A 12,177-nucleotide genomic window follows, 5' to 3' on the forward strand; every position below is an offset into this window, starting at 1 on the left:
CTGCCGGCCTCTTCGCGAGCAAGCCCGCTCCCACAGGGTATTTGCGCAGATCGAATGTGGGAGCGGGCTTGCTCGCGAAAGGGGCGGCACAGGCAGCCAATCACTCAAGTCGGACAGGTCGCCTTGCCGTTATCCAGCCCCTGTTTGTAGCTGTGGCTTTGCAGGCTGGCCTTGCCGTTGTGCCAGGTCAGGGTCAGTACGTACAGCGAATCGAAATCACTTGAGGCCCAGTCGTCGGTGATGTTCTGCTTCTCGCCGACGGCCTTGCCCGCGACCTTGTTGATCAGCTCCGGCAAGTAGCCGTGCGACCAGGCGGTGTAGATCGTCGCGTTGTGGTACTTGTCCTCGGTCAGTTCACGCGCCAGGTCACTGGTGTCGTTGGCGGAGAACTCGATGTTCACCGGCAGGCCGAGCTTGATCGCGGCGGGGCTGATGGTCATCAACGGACGGATGTAGCTGTAGGAATTGTCCAGTTCGCCTTCCTCGACATTGCGCGTCGGGTTGGCGGCGAACACATAATCGGCCTTGCCGAATTTTTCCGGCAACAGGGTCGACAGGTCGATGGCGCGATTCAGGCCCTGACAATTGAGCTGGCCGAGACCGCCCTCGGGCTTTTCCGCATGGCGCAGGAAAACCAGCGTCTGCGTACCGTCCACCGGTTGCGCGCGAATCTGGCTCGACTCCAGCGACAGGAACAATGCACTGACCGCCAGCAGCGAAGGCAGGGCCACGTAGGCGCGATGTTTGAAACGTTTGGCGAAACTCATGAGGTTCGTCATTGAATATAGGTTCTTCAGCAAATTCGGTTGGGGCTGACCAACCCTTACACCACGGGCTCCCAGCACCGGATGTTGTCCATGTCGTGTGTCGCGCTTCCTCTGCGAAGGGCTTAGCTCAGAGTCCTCTGAAGCCGGTTTGGTTCATGCACAGTACCCGCAAGATGTTACGGTTCGTGTAGGAGCTGCCGCAGGCTGCGATCTTTTGATTTGGTTTTTAGAAGCCAGATCAAAAGATCGCAGCCTGCGGCAGCTCCTACATTATGATCAGCGCTTCCCATGTGACTGGATGTTTCCAATGACCGATCTGTCCGCGTTCCAAATTACCCAGAAATGGCCGGCGCAGTACCCCGACTGGATTCAGCTCTACTCCCTGCCGACCCCCAACGGCGTCAAGGTCTCGATCATGCTCGAAGAAATCGGCCTGCCCTACGAGCCGCACCGAGTGGGCTTCGATACCCAGGATCAGCTGTCCCCCGAGTTCCTGTCGCTGAACCCCAACAACAAGATCCCGGCGATCCTCGACCCCCACGGCCCACAAGACCAGCCGTTGCCGCTGTTCGAGTCCGGCGCGATCCTGATCTACCTCGCCGACAAGAGCGGCCAGTTGCTGGCCCAGGAAGGCGCGCTGCGTTACGAGACGATTCAGTGGCTGATGTTCCAGATGGGCGGGATCGGCCCGATGTTCGGCCAGCTCGGCTTCTTCAACAAATTCGCCGGCAAGGACTACGAGGACAAGCGTCCGCGTGATCGTTACGTCGAGGAGAGCAGACGCCTGCTCAACGTGCTCGACAAACGCCTGCAAGGTCGCGACTGGATCATGGGCGAGCGCTACACCATCGCCGACATCGCCACGTTCCCGTGGGTGCGCAACCTGATCGGGTTTTATGAGGCCGGGGATCTGGTCGGGATCAGTAATTTCCCCAATGTGACCCGGGTGCTGGAGCGCTTTCTGGCGCGCCCGGCTGTGGTGCGCGGGTTGACCATTCCTTCCTGAGGCCACACATAACCCTGTGGGAGCGGGCTTGCTCGCGAAGGCGTCGTGTCAGTCAACACGTCTTTTTCTGATACACCTCCTTCGCGAGCAAGCCCACTCCCACAGGAATAGTGATGACGCCCGCAGATTATTGCGTCCTTGGTAACGCACTGTTGATTGATCCAGGTTTGTACCTGCGCCCACCGAAGGCATAAGCTTCGCCCCCTACGACTTTCGTCTCATCTGCCGTTTTCAGGAAGCGCCATGTCCAGCCAGTTCCCCGAAGCACGTCCCCGCCGTCTGCGCCGCAATGCGAGCCTGCGCAGTCTGTTCCAGGAAACCGAGTTCAGCCTGAATGATCTGGTGCTGCCGATTTTTGTCGAAGAAGAGATCGACGACTTCGTACCGATCAAGAGCATGCCGGGGGTGATGCGCATTCCCGAGCGCAAGCTGGCCAGTGAAATCGAGCGTTATGCCCGTGCCGGGATCAAGTCGGTAATGACCTTCGGTGTGTCCCATCACCTGGACGAGAACGGCAGCGACACCTGGCGCGAAGACGGTCTGGTTTCGCGCATGTCGCGGATTGCCAAGGACGCCGTGCCGGAAATGATCGTGATGTCCGACACCTGCTTCTGCGAATACACCGATCATGGCCACTGTGGCGTGATGCACAACCACGAAGTCGACAACGACCAGACCCTGATCAACCTCGGCAAGCAAGCCGTGGCGGCGGCGCGTGCCGGTGCTGACGTGATCGCCCCGTCCGCGGCGATGGACGGCCAGGTACGGGCGATCCGCCAAGCGCTGGACGCCGCCGGTTTCACCCAGATTCCGATCATGGCCTACTCGACCAAATTCGCCTCGGCGCTGTATGGCCCGTTCCGCGAGGCCGGCGGCAGCGCGCTGAAGGGTGATCGCAAAAGCTATCAGATGAACCCGATGAACCGCCGCGAAGCCCTGCGCGAATCGCTGCTCGACGAACAGGAAGGCGCCGATGCGCTCATGGTCAAACCGGCCGGCGCGTACCTCGACATCATCCGCGACATTCGCGAAGCCTCGAACCTGCCGCTGTCGGCGTATCAGGTCAGCGGCGAGTACGCGATGATCAAGTTCGGCGCCCAGGCCGGTGCAATCGACGAGGATCGCGTGGTGCGCGAAAGCCTGGGCGCGATCAAGCGCGCGGGTGCGGACCTGATCTTCACCTACTTTGCGATGGATCTGGCGCTGGCCGGGATCTGACAGACACCACAGAACCCCCTGTGGGAGCGGGCTTGCTCGCGAATGCGGTGTATCAGCAACGATTAGGTTGACTGACACGACGCCTTCGCGAGCAAGCCCGCTCCCACATTGTGACTGTGTAGTGTCACGGACAGTTGAAGTAGGGGCGGATCCCGTGGTCGCGAAAGTACCGCTCGATCACCTTCGGATCCGCGCTGTTATCGGCAATCGCCACATAGGTATCCGGGCGCAACAGGTAAAAGCCGTTACGCCCCAACCCCGCCGTTTCAAACGCCGGCCGCCAGTCGAACACGTGCAGCGGCAGATGGTGTTCATTGCACCAGGCGATCATCTCGTCGCTGGTGTCGCCGTACACGTGCACCTGCCAGCAGGGCTGGCGCAGCGGCTCGAAATTATCCCCCTCGCCATCATGCGCCCACGGCAAGCGGTCGCCGCCATGCACATGGCCGGCCGTGCCCTGGCTCAGCGGCATGCCGCGATAGTTGAGGGTGACCTGTGAGACGGTGCGAAAGAGGAATTCGCGGCTGGCCTCGAACGTGGCCATTTTCGGGATCAGAAACGGTGCCAGGCGCGTGCGCAGCAGATCGGCAATGCGCCCTTCGGCGGTGACGAAGCTGAACACCTTGTCGGTGGTCGACACCAGCCTGTGGGCGAAGGCGATGCGCTCGGTTTCGTAGGTGTCGAGCAGTTGCGCCGTGGCGCTGCCGTTGAGCACCGCGGCGAGTTTCCAGGCCAGGTTGATCGCATCGCCAATCCCGGTGTTCATGCCCTGGCCGCCGGCGGGGCTGTGCACGTGCGCCGCGTCGCCTAGCAGAAACGCCCGGCCGCTGCGAAAGTGCTCGGCCACGCGGTGATGCACGCGGTAGGTGGAGAACCAGTTGACCTCGTCGATATGCACTTTCAAATGTTCGATGGCGCGGCTGCTGACGTCGGCAAATTGCAGGGTTTCAGCACGGTCGGCACGTTCGTCACGCACCGTGCCGATCAGCCGGGCGCGGCCTTCACCGGCCAGCGGGAACACCGCGAGAAAATCCGCTTCGTCCAGATCCAGATGCAGCTCGCCATTGAGTGCCGGGCCGCTGGCCTGCACATCCGCGACGTAGAAAATCTGCTGATAGGTGCCGCCCGGGAATCCGGTGTCGAGGGTTTTGCGCACCACCGAGCGCGCGCCATCGCAGCCTGCCAGAAAACACGCCTGACAGATTTCCTGCTGCCCGTCCGGCAAGCGCAAATGCGCGCTGAGGCCGTCGCCGGTTTCTTCGAAACTCTCCAGTTCGGTGTTGCGCTCAACCGTCACGTCATAGTCTTCGAGGCGTTCGAGCAGCAGCCGTTCGTGCAGGTCCTGGGGAAATATTTCGATGAACGAGTAGGGCGTCAGGCCTTCGCCGATGCGCTGCAACGGTAACTGCGCGACCGGTTTGCCCTTGACCCAGAAATTCGCCGCCGCGACCTTGTGACCGTTGCGCACCACGGTATCGGCCAGGTCCAGCTGGCGGTACAACTCCAGGGTGCGCGCCTGCACCGCCAGTGCCCGTGAGGTGGTGCCGGGCGCAGAGGTCTTGTCGATGATGCGCACGCGCACGCCCAGTTTGCTCAGCCACAGGGCCAGCACCAGACCGGTCGGGCCGGCGCCGATGATCAGTACGTCGCTGCGGTTCATGGGCCTGTCCTCCGTTTGCTGTGGAGCAAGTATGGATCAGATGGAAAGGGTAGCCAGTGCCGGCCCCTTCGCGAGCAAGCCCGCTCCCACAGTCGAACGCATTCCAATGTGGGAGCGGGCTTGCTCGCGAAGGGGACTTATGACCCGCCACAAAAACAAAAAAAGGCCCCGCAACGCTGAAGCTGCGGGGCCTTTGTTACGACGGGATGACGCTTAGAAATCGATCGTCCCCGACAGCTTCGCCACCCGTGGCTCACCCTGGGTCAAGTAGCCACCCTGAGCCGATTCCCAATACTTCTTGTTGGCCAGGTTTTCAACGCCCAGACGCAACGTCACGTCTTTCTGCGAGACCTTGAAGGCGTAACGCGCGCCGGCGTCAAAACGGTTCCAGCTCGGCAGGCTGAGGTTGTTGGCCGCGTCGGCGTACTGGCCGCCGGTGCGCAGCATCCGTGCATTCAGCGCCACGCCTTGCAGGCCCGGTACATCCCAGTCGGCGCCGGCGTTGAACTGGAAGCTCGGCACGCCGATCGCTCGGTTGCCGTCGTTGGCACCGTTCTGAGTGTTGCGCAGTTCAGTGTCCATCAGGGTCAGGCCGCTGATCAGGCGCAGGCCGTTGATCGGCTCGCCGAACACGTTCATCTCTACGCCTTTGTTGATCTGCTCGCCTTCACGCACGTAGGTGCAGGTGGTGGCGCTGTTGATTTCGCAGTAACCGTCGCTCGGCTGCTCGATGCGATAGACGCCCAGGCTCGCGCCGTAAGTGCCCATGTCGACCTTGACCCCGGCCTCGGTCTGCTTGGAGCGCGCCGGCGCGTAGACTTCGTTGCCGTTGGTCACGCGCAAGCCGCCGGCGCTGGTCGGCGAGGTCGGGCCTTGTGCCAGGCCTTCGATGTGGTTGGCGTAGAACGACACGTGCTCCCACGGCTTGAACACGATGCCGTAGACCGGCGTGGTGATCGATTCGTCGTAGCTCGACTTGCGGCTGCCGCTGCCGTAACTGGCGTAGTTGTAGCCTTGCACCACCAGTTGCTGACGACGCAGGCCGGCGGTGATCAGCAGGCGATCATCGAAGAAACCGAGGGTGTCGGAGAGCGCGAGGCTGCGGTTGAAAGTCTTGCCGACAATGCCCGGGTCGCTGACGTCGCCGCCGGAAAAATTGCCGACCGGCGATGGGGTTTGCACCGGGTGGTAGATGTTGTTGGCGTATTGGGTCAGGTCGAAATCATAGGCGCTGCGCTGTTCGGCCCACAGACCGCTGAGGCCGAAGTTGAGCTTGTGGCTGACGGCGCCGGTGTTGAATTTGCCGTTGAGGCCGGCCATCAGGCTGGTGTTGTCTTCATCGTGGGGGATGAACGAGCCGGTGGTGTAGGAGGCGCCGTTGTTGCCCACCAGCGTGGTCGAGTTGTAGCGGCCGACTTCGCGGGTGTGCTTGGCGCCGCCGGCGACGTACGCGGTCCAGTTGTCGTTCAGGTCGTATTCGGCGCGGAGCATGCCGAAGGTGTCTTCGATGTCGGTGTAACCCCACTTCGGCGCGTAATTGGTGTCGGCTGACGGCGCGTCCGGAATGTGCGTGGCGGTGCCGAGGTTGACCGAGTTGCGACCACCGTTGACGCGTTCTTTCTGGTAGGCGAAGTCGCCGGAAATACGCAGCGCGTCACCACGGTAATCAAGGCCGATGCTGAACAGTTTCGAGCGCTGGTTTTCGTGATCGATGCCGGTGTCGCCCTCGCGCTGCGACAGGTTGATCCGCGCGCCGAAGCGGTTGTCTTCGCCGAAGCGCTGGCCGATATCGAAGTGCTGACCGATGCGACCTTCGCTGTTGATCTCGGTGGTGGAGCGGCGCAGCGGCTCGTCGCCGGCACGCTTGGGCTGCAGGTTGACGCCGCCACCGATGCCGGAGCCGGTCGGGGTTACGCCGTTGATGAAGGCGTTGGGGCCTTTGAACACTTCCACGCGCTCCAGCGCGTCGGTGGAAATGATCTGCCGGGGCAGCACGCCGTACAGGCCGTTATAGGAAATGTCGTCACCGTTCAGCGGCAGACCGCGGATCATGAACACCTGCGCCTGGTTGGAGAAACCCGAAGCCTGACGCACCGAAGCATCGTTGAGCAGGACGTCGGCAACGTTTTCCGCTTGCTGATCCTGAATCAGTTGTTCGGTGTACGACGCGGCGCTGAACGGCACGTCCATCATGTCCTGATTGCCGAGCACGCCGAGCTGACCACCACGGGCGACCTGACCACCGGCGTAGACCGGGGGCAGGGCGTTGGCCGTCGGTGCCTGGGCATTGATGTTGACGTTGTCGAGCACCAACTCCTTGCCGTTTTCATCGGCAGCGTGAGCGGTGACAGTCAGGGAGCACAGCAGGGCGAGAAGCGTCGGGCGAAACGGGACGGCGAGTCGAGCTGAAACGGGCATGTCGATACCTGGAGGCGTACGGCCGGTGAGAAAATTAGAACGGCGCGGGGAACTCCTTGCGCAAATACGACTCCAGGCGCAAATGATAGGAGTTCGCAGTAACGTTTTGCAAACTGTTTGTCATCAACCCGGAAAACTCATTCACCTGTAGGAGCTGCCGCAGGCTGCGATCTGTTGACTTGGTTTTTAAAAGACAAGATCAAAAGATCGCAGCCTGCGGCAGCTCCTACACGGATTGTGTATGGTGTTCGGGCTTACTGGATTGGATTAAGCAACATGCGATTACTTATTACCCTCGCCGCGCTGTTGGTGCTCGCCGGTTGCGCCGGCCAGCGCAGCCAGGAGCCGGCGCCGCGTGCGCCGGCCGAAGTGAAGGCCGAAATCGTCCGGCTGATGCCGGCCAAAACCGCTGATCGGCAAGGCTGGGCCACCGACATCTATGCCGCGTTTGCCGCGCAGAACATCAGCCCGACCACGCAGAATCTGTGTTCGGTGCTGGCCGTTGCCGAGCAGGAATCGACCTTCCAGGCCGACCCCACCGTGCCGGGCCTGGGCAAGATCGCCCGCGACGAAATCGACCGTCGTGCCGCCAAAGTGCATATCCCCGGCCTGCTGGTCAGCGGCGCGCTGCAAGTGCGCTCCACCAACGGCAAGACCTACAGCGAACGCTTGAACGCGGCACGCAGTGAAAAAGAACTCAGCGCCATTTTCGACGACTTCATCGGCAGAGTGCCGATGGGCCGCACCTTGTTCGGCGGCTTCAACCCGGTGCACACCGGCGGGCCGATGCAGGTCAGCATCGAATTCGCCGAGCAGCACGCCAAGGAGTATCCATACCCGGTAGACGGCACGATCCGCCGCGAAGTGTTTACCCGCCGTGGCGGCATGTACTTCGGCATCGCGCACTTGCTTGGCTACCCGGTGAGTTATCGCGAACCGCTGTACCGCTTCGCCGACTTCAACGCCGGCTGGTATGCCAGCCGCAATGCCGCGTTTCAGAACGCCGTCAGCCGAGCCTCGGGCATCCCATTAGCGCTGGATGGCGACTTGATCCGCTACGACTCGATCATGCCTGGCAGCACCGAACTGGCGGTGCGCACCCTCGGCAAGTCGCTGGGCATGCGCAACCCGACCATTCGCGATCAACTGGAGAAAGGCAAGACTCTGGAGTTTGAAGACACCAAGCTTTATCAGCGGGTGTTCGAACTGGCGGAGCAAGCGGAGGGAAAAAAACTGCCGCGTGCGGTGTTGCCGGGGATCGTGCTGCAGAGCCCGAAAATCACGCGCAAACTGACCACGGCGTGGTTCGCCAAGCGCGTGGATGAGCGCTACAAGCGTTGCATGGCCAAGGCCGGTTGACGCCGGTTCAAAGCACTTTGACGGCTCGGCCAATCGCCTGAATCGGCCCGGTTGGTTTGCCGATCGGTGAGCCATTGGCGCCTTCCAGCGTCAGCTCGAACAGCTGATTCGGTTGCAGCGGCGGCAATTTGTCCAGCGGCACCGACAGCGTCTGCCCCGGTTTGACCAGCCCCAGCGACACCGGCCCTTGCCAGCCGTCAGCCTTGGTCCAGAACTCCAGCGCCTTATCCGCCGGCACTTCGACCACGCCCAGCGGGATCAACTGGATTTCACGCGGATTGCTGGCTTGGATCACCCAGCCCGGCGCCTTGTCCTGCGGGGCGACCAGCACCACCAGATAATTCGGCTTCGGCGGGGGCTGGGTCAGCAGAATTGAACCCAGGACCAACGTCGCAGCCAGTCCGGCAGCGCTCAGCCCGCGCCACAGCGGCAGCAGATTCCACCACGAGGTGGTGGACGTTTCAGGCGTCAGTCGCTCGACGCTGCGCTCGATTCGCGGCCACAGGAACGCCGACGGTTGCTGCGCTTCGGCATAGTCCGTCAGCTCCAGCAGCCTCCGTTCCCAGGCGTCCACCGCTGCGCGCAGATCCGGCTCATGCGGCAGGCGTTTCTGCACCTCGATCCGCTGTTCAGCAGAGAGTGTGCCGAGCACGTATTCGCCGGCCAGTTCATCACGTTCCTGCGCCGATTCAGTGGTCATCCCATGCACTCCCGCAAAGCGTTGAGGCTGCGTTTGATCCAGGCTTTGACCGTGCCCAGCGGCGTGCCCAGCCGTTGGGAAATCTGCGCGTGGCTGTAGCCATCGACATAGGCGTGGAGGATGCAGCTTCGGCGTTGTGGGTCGAGTTGTTCCAGGCAGCGATGGATGCGCCCCGAATGCGCCTGGGCATCGAAGCCGTCATCTTCTTCGGCAGGCATTTCATGATCTTCGCTGAACGGGGTTTCCCGAGCCTGATTGCGCAGCAGATTCAGCGCCAGATGCCGGGTCACGCTGAACATCCAGCCCCGCGCCGAGCCGCGCGCCGGATCGAACTGCGCCGCACCGTTCCAGATCTTGATGAACGCCTCATGCACGATGTCCTCCGCCAGTGCCGTGTCACGCACCAGCCGTTTGGCCACGCCGAGCAGGCGCGGGCCTTCCTGCACGTACAAATCGCGCAGGGCCTGACGCTCGCCGCGGGCACAGGCAGCGAGGCGGGCTTCGTAATCAAACACTGATTCGGGCAAGGACATGTGGTGCAATCTAGCTCACATTCCGCAAACATCCAGACAACTCGGCTCTCCCTATGGACTCCTCTGTGGGAGGGGGCTTGCTCCCGAATGCAGTGTGCCAGTGAACGAGATGCTGGCTGACACGCCGCCTTCGGGAGCAAGCCCCCTCCCACTAGGAAGATTGGAGTGGGCCAGAAACTCAGTTCGCCGCCCAGAAAATGTAATCGGCCTGATATTTCACCACTTCCTGCTTGCCCTTGTTCGCCGCCGTGCATTCGCTGCCCGGGGCCACGCCGCCCTTGAGCGCGACCCGCTGGATATAACTCACGCCGCTCATCGCGCCTTTGCCTTCAGCCGGGTTGGCCTTGACCAGTTGATAGGGCAGGTTGCCCGGGCTCGACGGAGCGACGGCCAATTGCGTGCCGGTGACTTTCGATCCGTCCTTGGCCTGCCAGGTGGCGGGCGGGCCGAAGTAGGTGCCGACCTGCTTGCCGCTGCGATCATTGAGCACCGCTTTCGGGCCGACGAAGGTCCATTCGGTCTGCCCGGCGGCATTGGGCTTGTCGCGGCATTCGTAAGTGATCTCGCCGACCCCGGTGGTTTCCATCGCGATCTTGTGGCCTTCCGGGACTTTGATTGCGTCGGGATAGTTGCTTTGGGCGAAGGTTGTCGAGGACAGGACAAGCAAACCGGTGAGGCCAATCAGTTGAGTGATGTTCATCAGTGTTATCTCCGAAAGGGGTAGACCGCTGACAGCCGAAGAGGGCTGTTACAGGGACTACCCGTGGCGGAGGCGTTTGGATGCAGTGCCCGAAAAATATTTTCCACCTCCACCGATCTCCCCCTGTGGGAGCGGGCCTGCTCGCGAAGGCGTCCTGTCAGTCGATATTCATGTCACAGGCATATCGCATTCGCGAGCAAGCCCGCTCCCACAGGGATTTGCGTCGGGCTTGAGGCCGGAGGCTTTCAGCAGTTCCTGGGTGTAGGGGTGGGTTGGCGCAGCAAAAATCTCCCGCGACGAACCCTGTTCCACCACTTTGCCATCCTTGATCACCAGCAAGTCATGGGCCAGCGCATGCACCACCGCCAGGTCATGGCTGATGAACAGATAGGTCAGCCCATGCTTGATCTGCAGTTGCCGCAACAGATCCACCACTTGTTTCTGCACCGTGCGATCCAGCGCCGAGGTCGGCTCGTCGAGCAGGATCAGCGCCGGCTCCAGCACCAGCGCGCGGGCGATGGAGATGCGCTGACGCTGGCCGCCGGAAAATTCGTGGGGGTAGCGATGACGACTCTTTGGGTCGAGGCCGACTTCCTCCAGCACGCGAATCACCGCTGCTTCGCGCTCCGCCTCAGTGCCGATGCCGTGGGTCAGCAACCCTTCGGCAATGATCTGCTGCACCGACATCCGCGGGCTCAGGCTGCCGAACGGGTCCTGGAACACCACCTGAATCTGCCGTCGCAGGGGGCGCATCAAACGTTGATTGAGCAGGCTCAGCTGCTTGTTGCCGAAGCGGATATCGCCCTCGGATTCCACCAGCCGCAGGATCGCCTGACCCAGCGTCGATTTGCCCGAACCGGACTCGCCGACAATCCCCAGGGTCTTGCCGCGTTGCAGGCGGAAACTGACCCCGTCCACCGCTTTGACGTACGCCTGTGAACGACTGAACAGCGTCTTGGGCAGGGCAAACCAGACCTTCAAATCATCGACTTCCAGCAGATTGTGTTCGTACGGGCTCGGCACCGGCGCACCGCTCGGTTCAGCTTCGATCAGCAAGCGGCTGTAAGGATGCTGCGGCGCGCGAAACAGCGTCTCGCAGTCGGCCTGTTCGACGATTTCGCCGCGGCGCATCACGCACACCCGTTGCGCGATGCGCCGCACCAGATTGAGATCGTGACTGATCAGCAGCATCGACATGCCGAGCCGCTGTTGCAACTCGATCAACAGTTCGAGAATTTTCTGCTGCACGGTGACGTCCAGCGCCGTGGTCGGCTCATCGGCGATCAGCAGTTCTGGCTCGTTGGCCAGCGCCATGGCAATCATCACCCGTTGCCGTTGACCGCCGGAGAGCTGATGTGGATAGGCTTTCAAACGCTGCAGAGGTTGGCGAATGCCCACCAGTTCCAGCAGTTCCAACGTGCGCTCACGGGCGGCGCGACCCTTGAGACCCTTGTGGATCTCCAGCACTTCGCTGACCTGTCGTTCCACGGTGTGCAGGGGATTGAGGGAGGTCATCGGCTCCTGGAAAATCATCGCAATCCGGTTGCCGCGCAAACCACGCATCTGCTGCTCGCTGGCGTGCAGCAGGTTCACCCCGTTATAAGCAATCGAACCATTGCTGCTGACGGTTTTACCCGGCAACAGACGCAAAATCGAATGCGCCGTGACCGACTTGCCCGAGCCGGACTCACCGACCAGCGCCAGACACTCGCCACGCCGAATATCGAGGTTCAGACCGTGCACCACTTCCTGCCCGGCGAAGGCGACACGCAGGTCGCGGATTTCAATCAGGTTGTCGCTCATGTCAGCTCCTCGG

Annotated in this window: 10 protein-coding genes; 3 read left to right on the forward strand and 7 right to left on the reverse strand. The window is 61.9% G+C overall.

All coding sequences use genetic code 11. From position 1 onward, the window contains the following. Positions 1–104: 104 nt before the first annotated feature. Positions 105–779 carry a histidine phosphatase family protein gene (locus tag ACS4NR_RS04055; RefSeq protein WP_456019152.1) on the reverse strand — a complete coding sequence of 225 codons (675 nt, stop codon included), beginning with the start codon at positions 777–779 and terminating at the stop codon, positions 105–107. A 295-nt stretch (positions 780–1,074) separates the two neighbouring features. On the opposite strand from ACS4NR_RS04055, the gene ACS4NR_RS04060 reads away from it, so the two are divergent. Together ACS4NR_RS04060 and hemB are read left to right on the forward strand one after the other, a co-directional pair. After that, the gene (locus tag ACS4NR_RS04060; protein WP_115985663.1) at positions 1,075–1,773 is read left to right on the forward strand and encodes a glutathione binding-like protein; all 699 of its coding nucleotides are present in this window, start codon (positions 1,075–1,077) and stop codon (positions 1,771–1,773) included. A 243-nt stretch (positions 1,774–2,016) separates the two neighbouring features. Continuing rightward, a complete protein-coding gene (gene hemB / locus ACS4NR_RS04065) occupies positions 2,017–2,991 on the forward strand; it encodes a porphobilinogen synthase (protein ID WP_456019153.1) in 975 nt (324 codons plus the stop codon). A gap of 124 nt (positions 2,992–3,115) precedes the next feature. On the opposite strand, the gene ACS4NR_RS04070 is transcribed toward hemB, so the two are convergent. Further along, entirely contained in the window at positions 3,116–4,651 is a 1,536-nt protein-coding gene (locus ACS4NR_RS04070) for an FAD-dependent oxidoreductase (RefSeq protein ID WP_456019154.1), read from the reverse strand. A gap of 213 nt (positions 4,652–4,864) precedes the next feature. After that, positions 4,865–7,069 carry a TonB-dependent receptor gene (locus ACS4NR_RS04075; RefSeq protein WP_456019155.1) on the reverse strand — a complete coding sequence of 735 codons (2,205 nt, stop codon included), beginning with the start codon at positions 7,067–7,069 and terminating at the stop codon, positions 4,865–4,867. 276 nt (positions 7,070–7,345) lie between these two features. Between ACS4NR_RS04075 and ACS4NR_RS04080 the strand changes: the two genes are divergently transcribed. After that, complete coding sequence (locus ACS4NR_RS04080) at positions 7,346–8,428, forward strand: DUF1615 domain-containing protein (RefSeq protein WP_456019156.1); 1,083 nt, start codon at positions 7,346–7,348, stop codon at positions 8,426–8,428. A 7-nt stretch (positions 8,429–8,435) separates the two neighbouring features. Here the strand turns inward: ACS4NR_RS04080 and ACS4NR_RS04085 are convergent, their stop codons facing one another. The 4 genes from ACS4NR_RS04085 to ACS4NR_RS04100 form a co-directional block, all read right to left on the reverse strand. Next, on the reverse strand, positions 8,436–9,128 hold the full coding sequence (locus tag ACS4NR_RS04085; RefSeq protein WP_456019157.1) for an anti-sigma factor: 693 nt from the start codon (positions 9,126–9,128) through the stop codon (positions 8,436–8,438). Then, positions 9,125–9,661: a sigma-70 family RNA polymerase sigma factor gene (locus tag ACS4NR_RS04090; RefSeq protein ID WP_166496672.1), complete on the reverse strand. Its 537-nt coding sequence runs from the start codon at positions 9,659–9,661 to the stop codon at positions 9,125–9,127. The genes ACS4NR_RS04085 and ACS4NR_RS04090 overlap by 4 nt, the downstream gene beginning before the upstream one ends. A gap of 178 nt (positions 9,662–9,839) precedes the next feature. Next, the gene (locus tag ACS4NR_RS04095) at positions 9,840–10,361 is read right to left on the reverse strand and encodes a DUF3455 domain-containing protein (protein ID WP_346650874.1); all 522 of its coding nucleotides are present in this window, start codon (positions 10,359–10,361) and stop codon (positions 9,840–9,842) included. A 168-nt stretch (positions 10,362–10,529) separates the two neighbouring features. Further along, entirely contained in the window at positions 10,530–12,164 is a 1,635-nt protein-coding gene (locus tag ACS4NR_RS04100) for an ABC transporter ATP-binding protein (protein ID WP_456019158.1), read from the reverse strand. Positions 12,165–12,177 lie beyond the last annotated feature (13 nt).

The organism is Pseudomonas sp. JQ36 (assembly GCF_053851495.1).

Excerpts from the sequence above, each read along its gene's own strand:
- ACS4NR_RS04095 (WP_346650874.1), bottom strand. The coding sequence starts at position 10,361 with ATGAACATCACTCAACTGATTGGCCTCACCGGTTTGCTTGTCCTGTCC.
- ACS4NR_RS04100 (WP_456019158.1), bottom strand. The coding sequence starts at position 12,164 with ATGAGCGACAACCTGATTGAAATCCGCGACCTGCGTGTCGCCTTCGCC.
- hemB (WP_456019153.1), top strand. The coding sequence starts at position 2,017 with ATGTCCAGCCAGTTCCCCGAAGCACGTCCCCGCCGTCTGCGCCGCAAT.
- ACS4NR_RS04055 (WP_456019152.1), bottom strand. The coding sequence starts at position 779 with ATGACGAACCTCATGAGTTTCGCCAAACGTTTCAAACATCGCGCCTAC.
- ACS4NR_RS04060 (WP_115985663.1), top strand. The coding sequence starts at position 1,075 with ATGACCGATCTGTCCGCGTTCCAAATTACCCAGAAATGGCCGGCGCAG.
- ACS4NR_RS04080 (WP_456019156.1), top strand. The coding sequence starts at position 7,346 with ATGCGATTACTTATTACCCTCGCCGCGCTGTTGGTGCTCGCCGGTTGC.
- ACS4NR_RS04090 (WP_166496672.1), bottom strand. The coding sequence starts at position 9,661 with ATGTCCTTGCCCGAATCAGTGTTTGATTACGAAGCCCGCCTCGCTGCC.
- ACS4NR_RS04085 (WP_456019157.1), bottom strand. The coding sequence starts at position 9,128 with ATGACCACTGAATCGGCGCAGGAACGTGATGAACTGGCCGGCGAATAC.
- ACS4NR_RS04075 (WP_456019155.1), bottom strand. The coding sequence starts at position 7,069 with ATGCCCGTTTCAGCTCGACTCGCCGTCCCGTTTCGCCCGACGCTTCTC.
- ACS4NR_RS04070 (WP_456019154.1), bottom strand. The coding sequence starts at position 4,651 with ATGAACCGCAGCGACGTACTGATCATCGGCGCCGGCCCGACCGGTCTG.